Source organism: Streptomyces sp. CT34 (assembly GCF_000805335.1).
Taxonomy (GTDB): Bacteria; Actinomycetota; Actinomycetes; order Streptomycetales; family Streptomycetaceae; genus Streptomyces.
The window spans coordinates 4,109,785-4,131,841 of record NZ_KN708638.1; the positions used below are offsets into that span (position 1 = coordinate 4,109,785).

At 71.9% G+C, this 22,057-nt stretch carries 18 protein-coding genes; 11 read left to right on the top strand and 7 right to left on the bottom strand.

All coding sequences use genetic code 11. The features are described 5' to 3' along the window. Positions 1-92 precede the first annotated feature (92 nt). A complete protein-coding gene (locus tag RZ84_RS17960; RefSeq protein ID WP_043265148.1) occupies positions 93-2,279 on the top strand; it encodes an ATP-binding SpoIIE family protein phosphatase in 2,187 nt (728 codons plus the stop codon). Here the strand turns inward: RZ84_RS17960 and RZ84_RS17965 are convergent. The 3 genes from RZ84_RS17965 to RZ84_RS17975 all read right to left on the bottom strand — a co-directional run bounded on the left by RZ84_RS17965 (position 2,195) and on the right by RZ84_RS17975 (position 5,135). Further along, the gene (locus RZ84_RS17965; protein ID WP_043265149.1) at positions 2,195-3,358 is read right to left on the bottom strand and encodes an AI-2E family transporter; all 1,164 of its coding nucleotides are present in this window, start codon (positions 3,356-3,358) and stop codon (positions 2,195-2,197) included. The two genes, RZ84_RS17960 and RZ84_RS17965, sit on opposite strands and share 85 nt — an antisense overlap. Positions 3,359-3,519: 161 nt before the next feature. Next, complete coding sequence (locus tag RZ84_RS17970) at positions 3,520-4,509, bottom strand: pirin family protein (protein ID WP_043265150.1); 990 nt, start codon at positions 4,507-4,509, stop codon at positions 3,520-3,522. A 149-nt stretch (positions 4,510-4,658) separates the two neighbouring features. Then, positions 4,659-5,135, bottom strand: a complete 477-nt coding sequence (locus tag RZ84_RS17975; RefSeq protein WP_043265151.1) for an SseB family protein — start codon at positions 5,133-5,135, stop codon at positions 4,659-4,661. Positions 5,136-5,326: 191 nt separating this feature from the next. Here RZ84_RS17975 and RZ84_RS17980 point away from each other — a divergent pair, with 191 nt between their 5' ends. The 7 genes from RZ84_RS17980 (at position 5,327) to RZ84_RS18010 (ending at position 14,743) form a co-directional block, all read left to right on the top strand. Then, the gene (locus tag RZ84_RS17980) at positions 5,327-7,153 is read left to right on the top strand and encodes an acyl-CoA dehydrogenase (protein WP_043265152.1); all 1,827 of its coding nucleotides are present in this window, start codon (positions 5,327-5,329) and stop codon (positions 7,151-7,153) included. 305 nt (positions 7,154-7,458) lie between these two features. Continuing rightward, complete coding sequence (locus RZ84_RS17985; RefSeq protein ID WP_043265153.1) at positions 7,459-8,754, top strand: M18 family aminopeptidase; 1,296 nt, start codon at positions 7,459-7,461, stop codon at positions 8,752-8,754. A 1-nt stretch (position 8,755) separates the two neighbouring features. Next, positions 8,756-10,714: an AfsR/SARP family transcriptional regulator gene (locus RZ84_RS17990; RefSeq protein ID WP_043265154.1), complete on the top strand. Its 1,959-nt coding sequence runs from the start codon at positions 8,756-8,758 to the stop codon at positions 10,712-10,714. Between the two features lie 164 nt (positions 10,715-10,878). Continuing rightward, positions 10,879-11,691, top strand: coding sequence for a DUF4232 domain-containing protein (locus RZ84_RS17995; protein WP_052230005.1), 813 nt, complete (start codon positions 10,879-10,881; stop codon positions 11,689-11,691). Positions 11,692-12,051: 360 nt separating this feature from the next. Next, the gene (locus RZ84_RS18000) at positions 12,052-12,945 is read left to right on the top strand and encodes a hypothetical protein (protein ID WP_043270205.1); all 894 of its coding nucleotides are present in this window, start codon (positions 12,052-12,054) and stop codon (positions 12,943-12,945) included. A 165-nt stretch (positions 12,946-13,110) separates the two neighbouring features. Then, a complete protein-coding gene (locus RZ84_RS18005; protein WP_107068131.1) occupies positions 13,111-13,989 on the top strand; it encodes a helix-turn-helix domain-containing protein in 879 nt (292 codons plus the stop codon). Positions 13,990-14,131: 142 nt separating this feature from the next. Next, a complete protein-coding gene (locus RZ84_RS18010; protein WP_043265156.1) occupies positions 14,132-14,743 on the top strand; it encodes a DUF4232 domain-containing protein in 612 nt (203 codons plus the stop codon). A gap of 34 nt (positions 14,744-14,777) precedes the next feature. On the opposite strand, the gene RZ84_RS18015 is transcribed toward RZ84_RS18010, so the two are convergent. Beyond that, positions 14,778-16,586, bottom strand: coding sequence for an NHL domain-containing thioredoxin family protein (locus RZ84_RS18015; protein ID WP_043265157.1), 1,809 nt, complete (start codon positions 16,584-16,586; stop codon positions 14,778-14,780). Between the two features lie 64 nt (positions 16,587-16,650). On the opposite strand from RZ84_RS18015, the gene RZ84_RS18020 reads away from it, so the two are divergent. Together RZ84_RS18020 and RZ84_RS18025 are read left to right on the top strand one after the other, a co-directional pair. Continuing rightward, positions 16,651-17,181, top strand: coding sequence for an LURP-one-related/scramblase family protein (locus RZ84_RS18020; protein WP_052230006.1), 531 nt, complete (start codon positions 16,651-16,653; stop codon positions 17,179-17,181). 238 nt (positions 17,182-17,419) lie between these two features. After that, positions 17,420-18,244: a maleylpyruvate isomerase family mycothiol-dependent enzyme gene (locus tag RZ84_RS18025; protein ID WP_043265158.1), complete on the top strand. Its 825-nt coding sequence runs from the start codon at positions 17,420-17,422 to the stop codon at positions 18,242-18,244. Between the two features lie 369 nt (positions 18,245-18,613). Here the strand turns inward: RZ84_RS18025 and RZ84_RS18030 are convergent, their stop codons facing one another. The 3 genes from RZ84_RS18030 to RZ84_RS42340 form a co-directional block, all read right to left on the bottom strand. Further along, positions 18,614-19,867 carry an MFS transporter gene (locus RZ84_RS18030; RefSeq protein WP_043270209.1) on the bottom strand — a complete coding sequence of 418 codons (1,254 nt, stop codon included), beginning with the start codon at positions 19,865-19,867 and terminating at the stop codon, positions 18,614-18,616. A gap of 89 nt (positions 19,868-19,956) precedes the next feature. Then, positions 19,957-20,643 carry a GntR family transcriptional regulator gene (locus tag RZ84_RS18035; RefSeq protein WP_043265159.1) on the bottom strand — a complete coding sequence of 229 codons (687 nt, stop codon included), beginning with the start codon at positions 20,641-20,643 and terminating at the stop codon, positions 19,957-19,959. 127 nt (positions 20,644-20,770) lie between these two features. Beyond that, on the bottom strand, positions 20,771-21,631 hold the full coding sequence (locus tag RZ84_RS42340) for a GNAT family N-acetyltransferase (protein WP_043265160.1): 861 nt from the start codon (positions 21,629-21,631) through the stop codon (positions 20,771-20,773). Between the two features lie 211 nt (positions 21,632-21,842). Between RZ84_RS42340 and RZ84_RS39815 the strand changes: the two genes are divergently transcribed. Then, the gene (locus tag RZ84_RS39815) at positions 21,843-22,019 is read left to right on the top strand and encodes a hypothetical protein (protein WP_198540004.1); all 177 of its coding nucleotides are present in this window, start codon (positions 21,843-21,845) and stop codon (positions 22,017-22,019) included. Positions 22,020-22,057: the final 38 nt, after the last annotated feature.

Here is a 22,057-nt window from a genome sequence, read left to right on the forward strand (position 1 = left end):
CCCTCCCCGGCCGGAGACGGGCACCCCCGCTGCGAGGATGGTCACGTCCGGCTCGTTGGCCGGGCTTCGGCAAACCCACATAAAGTGATGCAATGCGCACCGAGGATCTCCTGGCCGCCATCGCGACCGGCCTGTGGCGCTGGGACAACGCATCGAGCCGGGTGACCCTCGACGCCGAGGCGGGCCCGCTCCTCGGGCTTCCCGCCGAGCCGGTGGAGCTGTCCGAGGCGGCGGTGCGCTCCCGTTTTCATCCCGTGGACTTCGCCGAGATCAACGGCGTCGTCCAGCTCGCGGTCTCCGAAGGGACCCTCGCCGAGGCCCGGCTGCGCATCGTCGACGAGCGCGGGCGGGTGCTGCGCATCGTGCGCACCCGCTCCCGGCCCCGGCTCGTCGACGGCGACTTCGAGCTGGTCGGCACGCTCCAGGAAGTCCCCAGACCGCAGCCCGGCACGTCCGCGGCGCACACCCCGATCACCGGCGACTGGCGCCGCTCGCGCGAGGCGTTCCTCCTGGACGCGGGCCGGGCGCTGGCCGAGGCGCGGTCGACCGCCGAAGTGCTGCGGGTCGCGGCCGGGCTGTCCATGCCGGGGTTCATGCCGGACGGCCTGGCGGTCTTCGGCATCGACGGGGACCGGCTCTCGGTCATCGGCCACCACGGCCACCGTCCCGGCGACGAGCGGCCGTTCTCCGACATGACGCTGGAGACCGACTATCCGGCGGCCGAGGTCATCCGTACCGGCCGGGCCATCTACCTCCCCACCCCCCAGGAGTACCGGCGCCGCTACCCCTCCACCTGGCCGCTGGCCGCCCGCTTCCAGCGGACCTCATGGGCGTTTCTGCCGCTGGTCAACGCCGGCCGCACGATCGGTGCCTGGATGGCCGGCTTCGCCCAGCCGGTCGCCTTCACCCCCGACGAGCGCTCGGTGCTGACCACCATCGCCCGGATGCTGGCCCAGGCGCTGGCCAGGGCCGGTGTGCAGGAGTCGCAGCACGAACTGGCGGTGGGGCTGCAACGCAGCATGATGCCGACGGTGCAGCCCGACATCCCGGGGATGACGGTCGCGGCCCGCTATGTGCCGACCGGCGGCGGGCTGGAGGTCGGCGGCGACTGGTACGACATGATCCCGCTGCCCTCCGGCCGGATCGCGCTGGTCATCGGGGACGTCCAGGGCCACGACGTGCGGGCCGCGGGCCTGATGGGGCAGCTGCGGATCGCGCTGCGCGCCTATGCCTCCGAGGGCCACCACCCCGACGCGGTGCTCTCCCGCGCCTCGCGCTTTCTCGCCGGGATCAACGAGACCGAGTTCCGGGGCCACGGTGAGGACCAGCGCTTCGCGACCTGCCTGTACGTCGAGGTGGACCCGGCCACCGGGCTGCTGGACATCGCGCGGGCCGGCCACCCCGATCCGGCGATCCGGATGGCCGACGGCACGATGCTGGTCCGGCCCACCGCGGGCGGGCTGCCGCTGGGCATCGACCCGGACACCGACTACCCCACCACCCGGCTCGTCCTGGAACCCGGCGAGACCATGCTGGTGTGCACCGACGGGCTGATCGAGACCGGCGGGCACGATCTGGAGACCGGCTGGGCCCGGCTGCGCGACATCGTCGAAGGACATGCCCCGGGGGCGGACGAGACCGGCGGCGAGGGCCTGGAACGGCTGGCCGACACCCTGGTCCAGGCCGTGCACGGCCCCTCCTCGCACCACACCACCGGGCCGCTGGTGGACCGCCGTGAGGACGACATCGCCGTCCTGCTGCTCTCCCGCGACGGCGGCAGCTGCGGGGTGGGCACCGGCGAACGGCCGGCGCAGCAGCCCGTACGGCGCACCGTGTTCTCCGTCGCCCAGGCCGAGCCGGAGCGGATAGCGGAGGCACGCCGGCAGATCCGCGCGGTGCTGCACGACTGGGCCGACCCGGACCAGGTGGACTCGGCGGTGCTGATGGTCTCCGAGGTGGTCACCAACGTGCTGATGCACACCGACGGGGATGCACTGCTGGTCGCCGAGATCTCCGGTGAGTGGGGCCGGCGGCGCATCCGGGTCGATGTCTCCGACGGCAGCGACGAGCTGCCGCACCGCCGCCGGCCCGGCGAACTGGCGTCCTCGGGCCGCGGTCTGGTGCTGATGGAGCTGCTGGCCGGCGCGTGGGGAGTGGATCCGCGCGGGGACGGCAAATCGACGTGGTTCGAGCTCTACGAGGACGCCGGGTTGGTGGTGGAGCCGTCCGGCCCCGTGTCACCGGGGCCCGAGGAGCCGGCGCCGGAGTCCGCCGCGTAGCCCTTGCGCAGCTCGTGGAGGACACCGGAGGCAGCCGCGGTCAGCGGTACGGACAGCAGCATGCCGATGATGCCGGCGACGCTCGCCCCCGCCGTGATCGCCAGCATGACCACCGCCGGGTGCATCTGCACCGTACGGCTCTGGATCATCGGCTGGAGCACATGGCCCTCCAGCACCTGCACGGCCACGACAACGCCGAGCGCCCAGAGCGCGATCACGATGCCGCGGTCCGCGAACGCCACCAGGATCGCCACCGCACCGGAGATGAACGCGCCGAGGTAGGGGATATAGGCGCCGACGAAGACCAGCGCGCCCAGGCCGAGGGCGCCCGGCACCTTCAGGATCAGCAGTCCGACGGTGATGCAGATGGCGTCGATCAGCGCGATGAAGGTGGTCCCGCGCATGAAGCCCTCGATGGACTGGAAGCCGCGTCGGGCCATCCGTTCCAGTTGCGGCGCCGAGTCGCCGGGCGCCCAGTCGTGCAGCGCGCGGACGGCCTTGTCCGAGTCCCGCAGGAAGAAGAACGTCAGCAGCAGGGCCAGCACCGCCGCGGCGATGAACTGGCCGACGATGCTGACCCCGGCCAGCAGTCCGGAGGCCGCTGTGCCGCCGAACTTGGTGACCAGACTCTTGGCGTGGGTGGCGAGGTCGCTGAGCGAGTTGCCGGCCATGCCGAAGTGCCGGGACAGGTCCGACGCGGCGTCCTTGAGCGACGCGAGGATCTGGTCACCGGTGTCGACCAGCGCGCTGATCACGATGTATCCGGCACCGCCGACCACGACCACCAGCACGGCGGAGGTCAGCCCGGCCGCCAGCGAACGGTTGAGTCTTATCGCCACCAGCCGCCGGTAGAGCGGCCCGAGCAGTGCGCTGCCGAGCAGCGCCAGCAGGACGGGCGTGACCGCCGCGCTCAGCTCGACGCACAGCCAGACCCCGACGCCGAGCACGGCCGCGACCAGGAGCACCGTCGCGCACCAGGCCGCGGCGCGACGGGCCTCGATGGGCAGCAGCGGCTGCCTGTCGTGCGGCGGCCGGCCGGGCTCGGCGCCACCCCGGTCTTGATCCGAGTCGTTTCGCACCCCGACAGTGCACCACGCCGATGCGGCAGTTGACGGGTATTGGGCGCGAGGGAAGCGGTGCGCGGGCAGCACGCACGGACCGGCGTTTCACGTGAAACTCGCGTGCGGGGGCGGCGTTTCACGGGAAACGCCGCCCCCGACTCCCTGCCGTGGCGGGGCGCTCAGCGCGCGTCGGCAGGTATGGTTCCCAGCCGTCCGGCCTGGAAGTCCTCGACGGCCTGGGCCAGTTCGGCGTGGGTGTTCATCACGAACGGGCCGTAGTGCATCATCGGCTCGCGGATCGGCAGCCCGCCCAGCAGCACGACCTCGAAGTTCGGGCTGCGCGACTCCTGGCTCTCGTCCGCCCGGATCGTGATCGCGTCTCCCCCACTCCCGGCTCCGCTCGAGGGGGAGGTGCCCCCACCCCCGAAGACGACCGCCTGCCCCATGTGGAACGGGCGGCCTTCCGCACCGGCCGTACCGCGGCCGGCCAGGGCATAGGCGAGGGCGTTGAAGTCCGCACGCCAGGGGAGAGTCACCTCGGCGCCCGGGTTCACCGTCACATGCATCATCGTGATCGGGGTGTGGGTCACGCCCGGCCCCCGTCGGCCGTCGACGTCACCGGCGATCAGCCGCAGCAGCGCCCCGCCGTCGGCGGAGGCCAGCAGCTTCACCTGGCCCCCGCCGATGTCCTGGTAGCGCGGCGCCATCATCTTGTCGCTCTTCGGCAGGTTCACCCACAGCTGGAGGCCGTGGAAGAGGCCGCCGGACATCACCAGCGACTCCGGCGGCGCCTCGATGTGCAGCAGGCCGGAGCCCGCCGTCATCCACTGGGTGTCGCCGTCGTTGATGACACCGCCGCCACCGTGCGAGTCGCGGTGCACGAACGTGCCGTCGATCAGATACGTGACGGTCTCGAAGCCGCGGTGCGGATGCCAGGGGGTGCCCTTGGGCTCTCCGGGCGCGTACTCCACCTCGCCCATCTGATCCATCATGATGAAGGGATCGAGGTGCTGGTAGGGGATGCCGGCGAATGCCCGGCGCACGGGGAAGCCCTCGCCCTCGAATCCGCTCGGAGCGGTGGCGACGGTCAGCACCGGTCGGATGTGCGCGCCGGCGGGCGCGGCCACCCGCGGCAGGGCCAGCGGGTTCTCTACGGTCACAGCAGGCATCACGGCCTCCTCGGTCGTTCGCGATTCAATAAGTTAGTTGAATGCTGAACAAACTGCAAGGCGTGCGGCATTCCCGACCGTGCCCTGTCGCCGTTTTCGCAGGTCAGGCGGGATCAAGCGGAAGAAAGGTGAGGTACGGAGGGCCGAGGTCAGCCGTACATGCGCCGCATCGCGAAGTCGACCATCTGCTCCACGGCCTTGGCGTCGAAGACCATCCGGTGGTCGCCCTCCATGTCGAGGACGAAGCCGTAGCCGGTCGGCAGCAGGTCGAGCACCTCGGCACCGGTGATCACGAAGTACTTGGACTCCTTGCCCGCGTACCGCCGCAGCTCCTTGAGCGAGGTGAACATCGGGATCACCGGCTGCTGGGTGTTGTGCAGTGCCAGGAACCCGGGGTTGTCGCCGCGCGGGCAGTAGACCTTGGAGGTCGAGAAGATGCCCTGGAAGTCCTCGGCCGACATCGAGCCGGTGGTGAAGGCGCGCACCGCGTCGGCGAGGGAGGGCGGGGACGGCTCGGGATAGAGCGGCTGCTCGCCGTAGCCCCCGGGGGCCGGTTGCTGCGGCGGGGGCGGCGGAGCTCCATACTGCTGCTGCCCGGCGCCCGCGTTCTGGTCGTAGCCGTACATGCGGCACAGCGTACTGATTCGGGGATGGCGCGGGGGACGCTCGTCACAGATCGGCCCGTAGGGGTTGCTTCTTATTACCCACGGGTAGCATCATCGTGGCTACTTGCTGGTATTGCGTATCGAGGTCCCTTCCTCGCGTCGAGGTCCTTCCTCGCACAGAGGCCCTCCTGAACCCTTACGGAGCCGTACCCATGGGGCACTACAAGTCGAATCTCCGCGACATCGAGTTCAACCTCTTCGAGGTGCTCGGCCGTGACAGCGTGTACGGCACCGGACCGTTCGCGGAGATGGACGTCGACACCGCCAAGAGCGTGCTGTCCGAGATCGCCCGGCTGTCGGAGAACGAGCTGGCCGATTCGTACGCGGACGCCGACCGGAACCCCCCGGTCTTCGACCCGGACACCAACACCGCGCCGGTCCCGGACACCTTCAAGAAGAGCTACCAGGCGTACATGGACGCCGAGTGGTGGCGCCTGGGCATCCCGGAGGAGATCGGCGGCACGACCTCGCCGCGCTCGCTCCTGTGGGCCTTCGCCGAGACCATCCTGGGCTCGAACCCGGCCGTGTGGATGTACGCCTCCGGCCCGGCCTTCGCCGGCGTCCTCTTCGAGGAGGGCACCGAGCAGCAGAAGCACATCGCCAAGGTCGCGGTGGAGAAGGGCTGGGGCTCCACGATGGTGCTGACCGAGCCGGACGCCGGCTCGGACGTCGGCGCCGGCCGCACCAAGGCCGTCAAGCAGGAGGACGGCTCGTGGCACATCGAGGGCGTGAAGCGCTTCATCACGTCCGGTGAGCACGACATGGCGGACAACATCCTCCACTACGTCCTCGCCCGCCCGGAGGGCCACGGCCCCGGTACCAAGGGCCTGTCGCTCTTCCTCGTGCCGAAGTACGAGTTCGACTTCGAGACCGGCGAGCTCGGTGAGCGCAACGGCGTCTACGCCACCAACGTCGAGCACAAGATGGGCCTCAAGGCGTCCAACACCTGCGAGATGACCTTCGGCGACCGCCACCCCGCCAAGGGCTGGCTGATCGGCGAGAAGCACGACGGCATCCGCCAGATGTTCCGGATCATCGAGTTCGCCCGCATGATGGTCGGCACGAAGGCCATAGCCACCCTCTCGACCGGCTACCTGAATGCCCTGGAGTACGCCAAGGAGCGCGTGCAGGGCCCGGACCTGGCCGCGTTCACCGACAAGGCCGCGCCGCGCGTCACCATCACCCACCACCCCGACGTGCGTCGCTCGCTGATGACGCAGAAGGCGTACGCCGAGGGCATGCGCGCCCTGGTGCTGTACACCGCCACGGTCCAGGACGAGATCCTCATCAAGGAGGCCGCGGGCGAGGACGCCTCCGCCGAGAACGCGCTGAACGACCTGCTGCTGCCGATCGTCAAGGGCTACGGCTCGGAGAAGTCCTACGAGCAGCTGGCCCAGTCGCTGCAGACCTTCGGCGGCTCCGGCTACCTCCAGGAGTACCCGATCGAGCAGTACATCCGGGACTCCAAGATCGACACCCTCTACGAGGGCACCACCGCGATCCAGGGGCAGGACTTCTTCTTCCGGAAGATCGTCCGCAACCAGGGCGCGGCGCTGACCCAGCTCTCGGAGACGATCAAGAAGTTCCTGGCCGACGCCGACGGCGGCCCGGAGCTGGAGCAGGCCCGCGACGAGCTGGCCAAGGCCGCCGCCGACCTGGAGGCGATCGTCGGCGCCATGCTGACCGACCTCGCCGCCACGGAGAAGGACGTCAAGTCCATCTACAAGGTCGGTCTGAACACCACCCGCCTGCTGCTGGCCTCCGGTGACGTCGTCATCGGCTACCTGCTCCTCAAGGGCGCCGCGGTGGCGGCCGGGAAGCTGGCCGGTGCGTCCTCGAAGGACAAGCCGTTCTACGAGGGCAAGATCGCCGCCGCGAAGTTCTTCGCGCACAACGTCCTGCCGGGCGTCGCGGTGCAGCGCGGGCTGGCCGAGTCCGTCGACCAGTCGCTGATGGAGCTCGACGAGGCCGCGTTCTGAGCAACGCGGTCAAGACCCGGCGGTCCGGGGCCTGTTCCCGGACCGTCACGCCGTTCTTAGACGCCTCTCAGAATCGGCGGCCAGACTGATCGGTGCCCGCCTCCCTTCCCCCGAGGAGGCGGGCACCGCCGTTCCGGACCGGATGAGGCGGACGAGCCGGCTGGGGCCGGGGCGCCCGGCCGGAAACGGAATCATTCGCTCCAGTGGGGTCCGCGGCCTGGAATGCGGAAATCGTGGCCGGAAGGCAACGGAGTCGCGCCCCCGCGGCACGGGGATTAGCGGACTTCGCTCCTTATGCTGAATCCATGACCAACTCCACCCGCTTCGACCGCGGCCACACCGACGACCTGATGTCCTTCCTCGCCGCCAGCCCGTCGCCTTACCACGCGGTGGCGAACGCGGCGGAGCGGCTGGAGAAGGCCGGCTTCCGGCAGCTGGCGGAGACCGACGAGTGGGGCGGCGAGAGCGGTGGCAAGTATGTGCTGCGCGGCGGCGCCATCATCGCGTGGTACGTACCCGAGGGCGCGGGCGCCGCGACGCCCTACCGCATCGTCGGAGCGCACACCGACTCGCCCAATCTGCGCGTCAAGCCGATCCCGGACACCGGTTCCCGCGGCTGGCGGCAGATCGCCGTGGAGATCTACGGCGGCACGCTGCTCAACACCTGGCTCGACCGCGACCTGGGGCTCAGCGGCCGGGTGACGCTGCGCGACGGCAGCCACCGGCTGGTCAACGTGGACCGGCCGCTGCTGCGGGTGTCGCAACTCGCCGTCCACCTGGACCGCTCGGTGAACACCGAGGGGCTGAAGCTCGACAAGCAGCGCCATATGACGCCGATCTGGGGCCTCGGCGAGGTCGCCGAGGGCGATCTGATCTCGTTCGTGGCGGAGGAGATCGGCGTCCCGGCGGACGACGTCAAGGGCTGGGACCTGATGGTGCACAGCGTCGAGCCCCCCGCGTATCTGGGGCGCGACCGCGAGCTGGTCGCCGGGCCGCGGATGGACAACCTGCTGTCCGTGCACGCCGGTACGGCCGCGCTCGCCGCGGCGGCAGCCGTCGGCAGCGCACTGACCGGCATCCCGGTGCTGGCCGCCTTCGACCACGAGGAGAACGGCAGCCAGTCGGACACCGGCGCCGACGGCCCGCTGCTCGGCACGGTGCTGGAGCGTTCGGTCTTCGCCCGCGGCGGTGCGTACGAGGACCGAGCGCGGGCCTTCGCCGGCACCGTCTGCCTGTCGTCCGACACCGGCCACGCCGTCCACCCCAACTACAGCGAGCGGCACGACCCCGGGCACCAACCGATGCCCAACGGCGGGCCGATCCTCAAGGTGAACGTCAACCAGCGGTATGCGACGGACGGCAGCGGGCGGGCGGTCTTCGCGGCGGCGTGCGAGCGCGCCGGTGTGCCCTGGCAGTCGTTCGTGTCCAACAACGCGATGCCGTGCGGCACCACGATCGGGCCGATCACCGCGGCCCGGCACGGCATCGCGACCGTCGACATCGGTGTGGCGATCCTGTCCATGCACTCGGCCCGCGAGCTGTGCGGCGCCCAGGACCCGTATCTGCTGGCGAACGCCCTGACGGCCTTCCTGGAGAGCTGAGTTGGAATTCTCACTGCTCGGCCCGATCGCCGTGACGACCGGCTCAGGGGAGCTGTCGCTCGGGCCCGCCAAACGGCGCAGTGTGCTGGCGCTGCTGCTTCTGCAGCCCAACACCACCGTTCCGCTGGAGCAGTTGATCGACTCCCTGTGGGAGGGCGAGCCGCCCGAGCACGCCCGTACGGTCGTCCAGGGGCATGTCTCGCGGCTGCGCGCGACGCTGGCCGCGGGCGGCGCCGAGACGTACGGCATCGAGCTGGCCACGCACGGCTCCGCCTATCTGCTGCGGCTGCCGGAGCAGTTGATCGACGCGCACCGCTTCAGTGAACTGGTGGCGCTGGCACGTCCGGAGGCGGCACCGGCCGACGCCGTGCCGCTGCTGCGCGAGGCGCTGGGGCTGTGGCGCGGGCCCGCGCTGACCGGTACGGTCACCAGCCCGCCCTTCGCCGCCGCCGCGCATGCGCTGGAGGAGCGCCGGCTGACCGCCGTCGAGGCTCTGGCGCGGGCCCATAGCGCGCTCGGCGAGCACGAACAGGCCGCGGCGATCCTCTACTCCGCGGCCGTCAACCACCCGCTGCGGGAAGGTCTGATCGCGGCGCTGATGCGGGCGCTGTTCCGTACGGGGCGGCAGTCCGACGCGCTGGAGTGGTTCCACCGCACCCGGCGGCTGCTCAACGAGGAGCTGGGTGTGGACCCCGGCGAGCGGCTGCGCGAGGCGTACGAGGAGATTCTCCGTGCGGAGGCGGCGGGCCGCGGCCGGAAGGCGGCGCCCGCGGGCGGGTCGTCGTTTCACGTGAAACACGGGCAGGAGAAGCCGCCGTCCGCGGACGCAGCCGGTGCGGCTCCCGCGGACGCCACGACGACGGGAACGGGCAGCGGGGCCGGGCGGACCGGTACGGCACCGCGGCTGCTGCCCCGGCCGCCCGCCCGCTTCCTGGGCCGGGAGGGCCAACTCGGCGCACTGACCGATGCGTTGACGGACCGTACGACCGGCGAGAGTCCGCTCGCGGTGGTCGCCGGACCGGCCGGTGCCGGCAAGACCGCATGCGCCGTGCAGTGGGCGCATCTGCATGCCGGGGCCTTCCCCGACGGGCAGCTCTTCGCCGACCTGCGCGGTTTCGGCGAGGGCGACGAGGCGGCGCCGGCCGAGATCCTGCGCGACTTCCTGCTGGCACTGGGCACCCCGCCCGAGCGGGTGCCCGGCTCCGCGCAGGCCGCCTCGGCGCTGTTCCGCTCGCTGGTCGCCGACCGCCGGCTGCTGGTCGTCCTCGACAACGCGCGGAGTTCGGCGCAGGTGCGCCCGCTGCTGCCCGGCGGCCCGCACTGCGCCACGGTCGTCACCAGCCGCAGCCGGCTCGACGGGCTGGTCGCCACGGACTGTGCCCGGCCGGTGAGCGTCCAGGCGCTCGGCCACGAGGAGGGCGCGGCACTGCTCGGCGCCATGCTCGGGCCGGAGCGGGTCGCGGAAGACCCGGCCGCTGCCGAGGAGTTGGTGGCGCTGTGCGACGGGCTACCGCTGGCGCTGCGGGCCGCCGCCGCCCAGCTGACCGCCCGGCCACGCTGGAAGCTGGCCCGGCTGGCCGCGGCGCTGCGCGACGAGCGGCGGCGGCTGGCGCTGCTGTCGGCGGAGGACACCGGGATCGCGGCGGCGCTGCGGATGTCGGTCGCCCGGCTGTCGGCGGATGACGCCCGGCTGCTGAGCGCGCTGGCGACCAGCGCCGACGGCCATCTCAACGCGTCCGTGGCGGCGGCGCTCGCCGGATACGACCCCGAGCGCACCCAGGACGGCCTGGAGCGGCTGGCCGAGATGCATCTGGTGGACGAAGAGGCCACCGATGTCTACACAATCAGTACGCTGACGCAGCTGTTCGCGCGCGATGAGCGCGGTGAACGCGGTGAGGGTGATGAGGGGCGCGGTGGGAAGAGCGGGCAGGGCGAGGGTGCCGAGGGCGGCGCCGGCTGAGCACCGCGGCGGCGGACGGCGGCCGTTAGGCAAGCGTTAGTGGCACGCCAGCGGCTGGCGGCAGTCTTGTGGACGGACCGCAGGACAACCAGGCCGGGCGGGGCGCGTCCGGCCGCACCGCAGAGCGCACCGCACGGCGCGCTGCCCACCGGGGAGAGACCGACATGCCGCACACCGATGCCCGCACCCGCACCGCCCGTACGCCCCGTGCCGCCGGCCGCCGTACGCTGCGGGTCGCGGCGGCCGGGCTGACCGCGGTCGCCGCGCTCACGCTCACCGCCTGCGGCCAGGACAACCCGCTGAAGACCAGCGCCGCCAAGCCGTTCAACCCGGCGCCCCAGGACTCCAAGGACCCGGCGGCCAACGGCGCGAAGGGCACGCAGGACGCCAACGCCTCGGTGAGCGGCGGCAAGAGCGCCCCGGCGGGCAAGGCGTCCGGTGGCCGCGACGGCAACGCGACCGTGACGGACAGCTCGGCCGGCGCCGCCGGGCAGCGCGGCCCGCATGCACCGGGCGGGTCCACCGCCGGCCGGGGCCGGGGCGCGGGCGGCGGGCACATCGCCTGCGACGCCGCCCGGATCCGCATCGTGGCGAAGCCGCTGACCCGGCCGATCAACCATCTGCTGCTGGAGGCCACCAACACCTCCGGGACCACCTGCGACCTCCACGCCGCCCCGTTCCTGCGGTTCGACGACGCGCAGGCGCCGGTCCCGGACCTGCCGGACAGCAAGCCGCAGGCCGTGGTCACCCTCGCGCCGGGCCGGTCCGGCTATGCCGGGGTGCTGACGTCCGGTGCCGACGGCGGTGCGCACGGCCGCACGGTGACCTCGCTGTCCGTCAGTCTCGCGGGCCGCGACGGCGGGGGCGGCACCGGCGGCACGGCGAAGGTGGCGCTGCCGGGCGGCTCGGCTTACCTCGACGACAGCGCCCGGGTGTCGTACTGGCAGGCGGACCCGGGCGACGCGGCCTCCTGGTAGGCCGGCCCGCCTCCTGGCAGGCCATCCGCCGCTCCCTTGAGCAGGGCGCCCGCGACTCCCCCCGCGGGCGCCCTTTCCGCTGCCGCCGCGCGGGCCGGCCGGGCGGCCACCGCACGGTTCGCGGCCGGCCGCCGGGCGGCCTCGGACCGGCGGCGGCTGTCCCGTCATGTCCCACGACGCCCGCCCGGTGTCCCGCATCGCCGCCCCGCCCCGCCGCATCCGTGCAGCTCACAGCGGTGCGCGGCGGTCGGTACGTCCCATGGGACGCGGACCGGCGGGCCCGTGCCGTGCGCCCGCCCCACCATGGTCTCCGTCGCCGCAACCGGCCATCCGGGCCGGACCGATTCGGAGGGAACCGGCATGGACGAGCACGGCACCACGTACCCGGGGGACCGCACAACCCCCGCGGCCGGCAGGGCATCCGCGATCCGCCGGACCGTGGTGCGCCGGGCGCTGCCGGCGGTCGCCGTGGCCGGCATCGGCGTCGCCGGGATCGCGGGGGTCGCGCACGGCAGCGAGACCGCGTCCCCGGAAACCGCCACCGCCGGCTTTCCGACCTGGGGCACCCAATGGATCGTGCACGCCACGGCCGACACCGCTTCCCCCGCGGTCGCAATGATCAACAAGACCGCGGCGGGCCAGGACCGGATCACCGCCGACTACCAGGTCGACACCGGGCACCGGGTGTGCGAGGGCAGCGCCTGCTCGACGTACCTGGCGCATCTGACCGGACCGGTCAGCGGGTTCCTCAGCGTGGTCTCGGTGGCCATCCCGCAGGACCGGCTGCCGGGCATACCGGTCCGCGGCGCGCCCCCGCACCCCGGCCGCAGCCGCCAGGAGGTGCTGGCGCGCGCCGCGACCTGGCTGACCGCCGACCACGGCTCCCAGGTCCCGTACAGCCAGGTCAAGTACTGGACGGACGGCTACCGCCAGGACTGCTCGGGCTATGCGTCGATGGCCCTCGGGCTGCCGGCGCCGGGCACCAACACCGTGGGGCTGGCCACCGACCGCGGCCTGACCCGGCCGATATCGCTCGGCGCACTCAAGCCCGGCGACCTGCTCATCGACGCGATCGGCGACCACAACAGCCGGCATGTCGTGATCTTCGAGAAGTGGAACAACGCCGCGCACTCCTCGTATACCGCGTTCGAGCAGCGCGGTGGCCATGGCACCGATCACCGGAGCCTGACCTACGGACTGCCGGGCGGCGACGCCCGGTTCAGGCCCTACCGTCCCGTGGAGTTCGGCGACTGACCCGATTCGGGGGCGCGTTCCGGGATGGATCCGGGACGCGGAATCTGTTGCAACTTCACAGAGCGGTCCGGATTCGTTCCGGATCGCGTAACGAGGGGCACTTCCGTCACAGGGGAGCGGAAGTGCCCCTCGCGCGCGCATGTCCGCTGTGCTGGAATGCGAGACGTGCCTGGCCATGAGAACGACGCTGCAAAAAACCGCCGCAAGCCACTGGCCCCGCTTCCCGCCGAACTCTCCGGGCCTGTACGGGACTTCGTCGCCGCCCTGCGCCGGATGCACGGCGAACTGGGCTACAGCCTTCAGGAGTTGTCGGGACGGCTGCCCGCCAGCCGGTCGTCCCTCTCGCGCTATCTGCGCGGCCAGAGCCTGCCCGACGAGCGGCTGCTGGTGCAGTGGTGCAAGCTCTCGTTCACCGGTGAGGACCGGATGCCCACGCTGGTGGAGCTGCTGCACCGCGCCCAGGAGGCGGCGGACGTCCCGCCGGTGCGCGCCCCGGAACCCGGCGACGCGGCCGGGCCGGGGCCCGGTGACCGGACGGACCCGGCATGGACGAGCACGGCACCGGCCCGGCGCCGGCTGCGGCTGCTGCTCGCCGCGCTCTGCACCGCCGCCGTACTCGGCGGTGCCGCCTTCGCCGTCCTGGCACTGACCGGCCCGGACCGCGGGGGTGCGCGGGAGGGCGGCGGCCGGGCACCGGCCGCGGTGAGCGCGTCGACCGGCACCGGATCCGCCATGATCACGGTCAACAACGTCGAACGCGCCTGCCGGCACAGCCGCAGCGACTACTGCGGGCTCGGGCTGGCCCGCGATCCGTACGCGCCGTATCTGCCGCCCAATATCGTGGACCATGTCTGGCACGGCGATGTGCTGCACGCGGTCTGCGAGGTCGCCAACGGTGTCACCGTCACCGATGAGATGGGCGGGCACAGCAGTATCTGGTTCCGCGTCGACCACGGAGGCGGGCAGGTCTGGGTACCGGGCATCCGAATCCGTCCGGAGCAGCTGACCAACGCCCAACTGCCGCGCTGCCGGGACGGATCGTGAAGGTCCGGCCGTATCCCGTCCCCCCGTACGGATACCGGCCCGAAGCGCACCCGTCCTGTTCACCTGAGCCCCGGTGACTATCGTGGCGATGCCATGACAGACGGAGATACCCGACCGCCGTGACTCCCAGGGGGAACCTCTCATGACCGCACGCCGCACCCGCCGCCGCTCCGCCGCCTACGCCGCGCTGGCCCTCGGACTCGTCGGCCCGCTGGCCCTGACCGGCTGCAAGGGCTCGAAAACCCACCGGAGTTCGTCCTCGTCCTCCGCGGGCGGCAAGAGCAGGCACCGCGTCATCGGCGGTGCGGGCACCACGGCCCATCGCAACCGCCATGTGTCGAACTGCTCGCTCTCCACGTCCCGGCTCCAGTTCGGCCAGCAGACGGGGCCCAAGGGGTACGTCACCGTGCGGTACCGGAACTCCTCCGGCACGCTGAGCTGCACGCTGTACGGCGCACCGCTGCTGTCCTTCAACCAGGCGAAGACCCCGCTGCCGCCGGTGCGGGCGGGCTCCAACCACCAGGTCACCCTCCGCCCCCGCGACACCGCCTACGCGGTCATCCCGACCGACACCCCCGCCGCGCTGGGCACCCGGCAGGAGAACGTGGCCATCCGGTTCGCGCGGTCCACCGGGTCGCCGGTGACGTTCGACTTCGCCGAGAAGCGCGATGTCATCTCCGTCGGCCGGAGCAAGGTCAGCGACTGGAACAGCAGCCTCTCGGGCGCCAAGCTGGAGGCCGGCGTCGGCAGTTGATCCCACACGGGCGGCCCCGGCTCCCGCGCCGGGGCTACTCCGCGTCCAGCCCCGCCAGGACGAGCCCCAGCCGGGCCGCGCCGCCGTCGGTGACCCGGACCGGAACGCCCCAGTCCTGCTGGTGCACATGGCAGGCCGGGTACTCGATGTCCGGGGCGTCGTCGCAGGACGCGGCCATCGCCGAGACGTGCAGCACACCCTCGGTGACACCGTCCGCCAGCACCAGCTCCCGGGCGAGGTCGGTGCCCGCACCGGCGCCGTCGGCGAGCAGCTCCGGCGGCGTCGCGCTCACCAGCAGCCGCGTCGAGGGGCCGTAGCGGGTGTCGAGCTTCTGGCCGGCCGGGGCCCGGAAGACCACGTCCAGGCGGAGGCTGCCCGGGGCGACGTCGGTGGCCGCGCGCCGGGTGCGGTGGGCCACCGCCTCGACGCGGACCGCCTCTTCGGGGAGCCGCAGGCGGGTCAGCCGGTGCCGTGCGGACTCCACGACCACGATGTCGTCGTCGGCGAGCACCGCCGCGGACGGTTCGCGCAGATCGGTCGCGAGCGTCGTCACCTCGCCGCTCGCGGGGTCGAAGCGGCGCAGTGCGTGGTTGTAGGTGTCCGCGACGGCGACCGAGCCGTCGGGCAGCGCGGTGACGCCCAGCGGGTGCTGGAGCAGGGCCTGCCCGGCGGCGCCGTCGCGGTGCCCGAAGTCGAAGAGCCCGGTGCCGACGGCGGTGCGGACCACATGGCCGTCGCCGTTCGCCGCCCGCTCGATCCAGCGCACCGCGCTGGTCTCCGAGTCGGCGATCCACAGCCGGTCGCCGGCCGCCGCGAGCCCGGAGGGCTGGGCGAACCACGCCTCCGCCGCGGGCCCGTCCACCAGCCCCTCGTTGGTCGTGCCGGCCGCGACCGCGACCGTGCCGTCCGCCGGGTCGTACGTCCACAGCTGGTGCACACCGGCCATCGCGATCCACAGCCGGTCCTGCCACCAGGCGAGGTCCCACGGCGAGGAGAGGTCCACCGCGCGGGCCGGCCCGGAGGACGGCGAGCCCTGCCACCACTGCCTTCCGGTGCCGGCCACCGTCTCCAGCACACCGCTGCGGGGGTCGAGGACCCGGACGGCGTGGTTGACGGTGTCCGCGACGGCGACCGTGCCGTCGGGCAGCAGCGCCAGACCCTGCGGCTCGTTGAAGGAGTCCGGGCCCAGCCCGCGTTCACCGGTCCCGATCCGGCGCAGCACCTGCTCGCCGTCGGCCGCCAGCTCCACCAGCTGATGCCGGGTGGTGTCCGAGACGAGGAAGGTGCCGCCGGGCAGCCGCACCGCCTTGCCGGGGAACCGCAGGTCGGTGGCGACCGGCTCCGGCGGTACGTACGGGCCGTCGCCGCGCCGGAGGGTGCCCTTCGCCCCGTGCTCGGCGATCAGCTCCTCGACGAGCTTCCCGATGGCGTGCGCATGGCCCTCGCCCGCGTGCTGGGCGACCACATAGCCCTCGGGGTCGATCACCACCAGCGTCGGCCAGGCCCGCACCGCGTACTGCTTCCAGGTCGCCAGCTCGGGGTCGTCGAGGACCGGGTGCTCGACGCCGTACCGCTCGACGGCGTCCACGACCGCCTGGTGCTCGGCCTCGTGCACGAACTTCGGAGAGTGCACACCGATGATCACGACCGAGTCGCGGTGCCGCTCCTCCAGCTCCCGCAGCTCGTCCAGGACATGCAGGCAGTTCACACAGCAGAAGGTCCAAAAATCGAGGATGACAATGCGTCCTCGCAGGTCGGAGAGGGTGAGAGCATTTCCGCCGGTGTTGAGCCAGCCGCCCTTGCCGATCAGCTCGGGGGCCCGGACGCGCGCACGTGAAGCCATGTGGACATTCAACGTCACTCCCGTACGTGCGCATTCCGCAGGGGCCGTGGGGAACACGTCACCCATGCTGCAATCCCACGGGGACCGCTCCCCGCGCCCCGCCAAGTACTTCGTGCACGACCGGATCTTCGGCATCGGTGAGGACTACTGGGTCGACGACGATCACGGCCGGCACGCCTTCCTGGTGGACGGGAAGGCGCTGCGCCTGCGGGAGACCTTCGAACTCAAGGACACCGAGCGGCGGGTCCTGATCACCATCCGCAAGAAGATGCTCAGCCTGCGCGACGCGATGACCATCGAGCGGGACGACGCGCCGCTGGCCACGATCAGGCGCAAGCGGCTGTCGCTGCTGCGCCACCACTACCGCGTCGAGCTGGTCGACGGCACCGAGCTGGACGTCAGCGGCAAGATCCTGGACCGGGAGTTCCTGGTCGAGTACGACGGTGAACTGCTCGCCGAGATCTCCCGGCGCTGGCTGACCGTACGCGACACCTATGCGGTCAATGTCGTACGGGAGGACGCCGATCCGCCGCTGCTGATCGCCATCGCGGTGTGCGTGATCCGGATGGCCGAGCGGGAGCGTGGGGAGGGCTGAGGGCGTGGGAACGGGGCGGCCAAGCCCCCTACCACCGAAGGGAATTGACCGTTTTCTCCGGTTCCGCACCGTTCGGGATCGGCGAACCGCGCACAGTACCACCGCCAAAGCTTTCGAACGGCCCGGCCGTCAAACATCCACCTACGATGGTCACCCGAAAGCACTGCCGGGGTGCCCGTGCGCAAAGTAACTTAACTGCACAGACAGCAGCCCGCGTACGAACCGTCCGAGGGGTCCCGTGACCGTCCATCCCAGCCTTCAGTCCTCCATCGATGCCTGGACGCATTCCATAGAAGCGATAACCGAGCTGGTGACGCCGCTCGTCGAGGGTGAGTGGAACCGGGCGACGGACCTCCCAGGTTGGTCCGTGCGCGATGTCGTCTCCCACGTCATCGGCCTGGAATGCGAGATGCTGGGCGACCCACGGCCGATCCACACCCTGCCGCGCGACCTCTACCACGTACGGAGCGAGTCGGCCCGCCGCATGGAGGTCCAGGTCGACGTCCGCCGGCACCACACCGCACCGGAGATGCTCAGCGAGCTCGAATACACCGTCATCCGGCGGTCCCGGCAGCTGCGCAACGAGTCCCGCCAGCCGGACGCCGTGGTGCGCAGCCCGCTCGACGAGGACCGGACGCTGGAATTCGTGCTGGAGCAGCGGGCGTTGGACGTCTGGGTGCACGAGCAGGATCTGCGCCGGGCGCTCGGCAAGCCCGGCAACGCCGACTCCCCCGGCGCGCACGTGACCCGCGATCTGCTGGTGCGGGCGCTGCCCGGCATCGTCGCCAAGCGGGCGCAGGCACCCACCGATTCGGCCGTCGTCTTCGACATCACCGGCCCGGTGGAGTTCATGCGCACGGTGCGGGTCGGCGCCGACGGCAAGGCGACGATCGACGGCAGCGTCTCGCTCGGCCCGACGGTGACACTGGCCATGGACTGGGACGCCTTCCACCGGCTGGCCTGCGGCCGGATCCGCCCGGCGGCCATCGCCGGGCAGATCAAGATCGACGGCGACCACGAGCTGGCCCAGGCCATCCTCGACAACTTCGCGGTGACGCCGTAGCAGGCTCCCCGGCAGCGCGCCCCGCCGGGAACGGGTCATCCTGGCGGGGCGTACCACTGGGCGCGGACCCGCGGGACTTTCGAAAACGCGAACCTCGAAAACGCCGAACCACGCGAGCGCACACACCACCGCAAGACGCAGCGACGCGGAAGCGCAGAAACGCGCATGCACGGCCTCACGGTGCCCGTGCCACTGCCCGTCGGACGGGCGGCGCGAGGGGAGTTGGCCGTTTCACGTGAAACTGCCTGCGCGTTTCACGTGAAACCGGAGCCGGTGCCGGTCCGCCAACTCCCAGCGTTTCCCGGGGAGATGGCGCATCCTCCGGATGACGCTCCTACGCTCTCCGGCCCACGACGGCACCGGCACCTCTCACGCGGGGACGTGCACCGCCTCCACCCTGCTGACGACCAGCCGTTCCCGCTCGCGCCGCGCCGCCCTCCGGCGCAGCCGCAGTATCTGCGAGAGGCCGATGGCCTCCAGGACGAAGACCGAGGAGAAGGCGATCCGGTAGTTGTCGCCGGTGGCGTCCAGGAGGACGCCGATGGCCAGCAGGGTCGTCATCGACGCGGTGAAGCCGCCCATGTTGACGATGCCGGAGGCGGTGCCCTGGCGCTCCGGAGGGTTGGCGGGCCGGGCGAAGTCGAAGCCGATCATCGAGGCGGGACCGCAGGCGCCCAGCACCAGGCAGAGCACGACCAGCAGCCACATCGGGGCGTGCGCGGCCGGCCAGCACACGGTGAGGGCCCACAGCAGGGCGGTGGCGGCGACGGTGCTCAGGGCCAGCGGCGTACGGGCCGCATGGTGGCGGGCGATGACCTGCCCGTAGACCAGTCCCACGCCCATGTTGGAGAGCACCACGAGCGTGAGCAGTTCACCGGCGGTACCGCGGGAGAGGCCCTGCGCCTGGACGAGGAACGGGAGCCCCCACAGCAGCAGGAAGACCATCGCCGGGAACTGGGTTGTGAAGTGCACCCACATCCCCAGCCGGGTGCCCGGCTCGCGCCAGGCGTCCGCGATCTGCCGGCGGACGAACGCGGCTCCGCTGTGCGCGGCGGGCGCGGGCGGCGGCGCGAAGCCCTCGGGGTGGTCCCTGAGGAAGAGCAGCAGCAGGACCAGTACGCCGACCCCGCCCAGCGCGCTGCCCGCGAAGGTCGTCGTCCAGCCGAAGGTGTGCAGCAGCCGGGCCAGGACGAGAGTGGAGATCAAGTTGCCCGCCATGCCGACGAGCGCGGCGATCTGCGCGATCATCGGGCCGCGGCGGGCCGGGAACCACCGGGAGCCCAGCCGCAGCACGCTGATGAAGGTCATCGCGTCACCGCAGCCGAGCAGCGCGCGCGAGCCGAGCGCCATGGTGTACGACGCGGAGAGCGCGAAGCCGAACTGCCCGACGGTGTACAGGACGACGCCGAGGGTCAGCACCTTCTTGGCACCGAGCCGGTCGACGAGCAGGCCGACGGGTATCTGCATGCCCGCGTACACGAGCAGCTGGAGGATCGAGAAGGTGGACAGCGCCGAGGCGTTGATGTGGAAGCGCACGGCGGCGTCCAGGCCGGCCACGCCCAGGCTCGTGCGGTAGGTGATCGCGACGAAGTAGACCGCGACGCCGATGCCCCAGACGGCCATCGCCTTACGGCCGCCGGGCGGGTCCGAGGGCAGCAGCCGGGAGGCGCCTCCGCCTATGCCACCGCCTGCGGACGCGTCGGTGCCGGCGCTCATCGCTCGTCCCCCTGCGCGAGGTTGCGGACCCAGCTGACGTGCCGCTGTACGGCCTCGGTGGCCGCGTCGGAGTCGCCCGCACGCAGCGCTTCGAGGATTTCCGTGTGCTCGGCGATGTTCTTGGCGATCCGGTCGGGGTGGGCGTGCATGACCGCGACGCCCATCCGCAGCTGCCGGTCGCGCAGTTGCTCGTAGAGCCGGTCCAGGATCTGGTTGCCGGCGCTGCGCACGATGGCGGCGTGGAAGGCGCGGTCGGTGACGGAGACGGCGGCCAGATCGCCGGCCGCGGCCTGTTCCCGCATGGTCTCCACCAGCGCGCCGAGTTCCTCGATCAGCGACTCGCTCGCGGGTACCGCCTTGGCCGCCGCGTGTTTCTCCACCAGCAGCCGGGTCTCGACGACGTCGGCGATCTCCTGCGCGGAGACCGGCAGGACCAGGGCGCCCTTCTTCGGGTAGAGCTTGATGAGCCCCTCGACCTCCAGCCGCAGCAGCGCCTCGCGGACCGGGGTCCGCGACACCCCCACGGCCTCGGCGAGCTCCCCTTCGGTGAGCAGCATTCCGCCCTCGTAGCGGCGCTCCAGAACGGCGTCCTTGATGTGCGCGTAGACCCGCTCGGCGGCGGGTGGCTGTTTGGCGGGAACGGGACCGGTCTCCCTTGCGGGTGCGGTGGACGCTGATGGCATGCGCACAGGATAGATACAACAGGTATGCGACCGTCACGCCGTTCCGCGATACGGACGATCATCGGGGTGTTTGTCCTGGTAGAAGCGTTATGGTCGGGGCGGCCAGGGTCCCCGGCCGCCCCGTACCTCAGCCGCGCATCAGCCCCTGGGCGACCAACCGGTCGATCACCTGCCCATGGGCGGGCGCGCACCGTGTCCGTGCCCCCTCGCGGTCGAACCAGGCGTACTCGGCGATCTCCCGGCCGGGGACCGGTGCGATGTCCTGGGGCCCACCGGTGAAGCAGGTCATGTGCAGCCGCCGGCCGTTCTTGCCGTGTGCGACGGCGTGGATGACGAACGCCTCCGTCAGCTCCGGCTCGGGAACGTCCAGGCCGAGCTCCTCGGACAGCTCGCGGGACAGCGCCTCGCGGGCCGTCTCTCCCGGCTCGTACTTGCCGCCCGGGAGGTAGAAGGTGTCATTCCCCCGCGTCCGGACGCTCAGCAACCGCCCGTCGCGGACATGCAGCCAGGACACCGACCTCAGCGGCGCCTGGCGCTCCAGGGCGATCCGCGGATGGCCCGTCCGCTCGTCGGTCCGCCGCCCGCGTTCCGTGAAGCCCAGGTGCGCGAAGAAACGGCGGGCGCGGACGTTCTCCTCGAAGACCTCCAGGGACAGCGCGCCGTGCCGGGCCGCCGCGTGCTCCAGGAGCTCTCGCCCGGTGCCGCAGCCCTGCGCCTCGGGCGCCACGAACAGCCCGCCGACCTCGGCACCGCCGCCGTCTCCGCTCTCGGCGCTCAGCGGACCGAGCAGCCCGATGACGGCGCCCTGGCGCTCGGCGACCCAGTTCTCGGCCCGGACGAGATACATCTCGCGGAGGAGGCGGGCCCGCTCGCCCTCGCCCTCCCCCTCGATGAACGGATGCGTCTGCCGTGCAGCACGGGACCACAGGTCGGTCACCGCGTCCTGATCGGCGGGCCGATAGCGCCGGATGATCGTTTGACTGCTCATTTCGCCGACCGTAAGCAGCCCGACCGGAGGCGGCAAGTCCTTTCCGGCCGCCCCCGCCCCCGCCCCCGGCCGAAGGGGGACTCCAGGGGGACCATCGGTCCGACTCAAGGCTGACGAAAGTCCGTACCTGGCGCGTACGGACGGGCCGGGATCCCGTGGGTCAATGGAGGCATGGAGTCGATGAGGCTCCGCAGGACAAGGAGAGTTGACCATGCAGCCCAGCACGAACACCGGCCGCCGTGCCCGGAACGCCGTCGTACTGGCCCTGATCGTCGCCGCCGTGTGGGCGGGCACCGCACTGACCCGCGGCGCCGCAGAGGCCGATCCGTCCGCCCCGACGGGGCCCGTGGCGCACTTCGGTCGCGCCGTGGAGATCATCCGGGGCTGAGCAACGGCCAGCTGAGCAACGGCCAGGGGCGGGGGGGG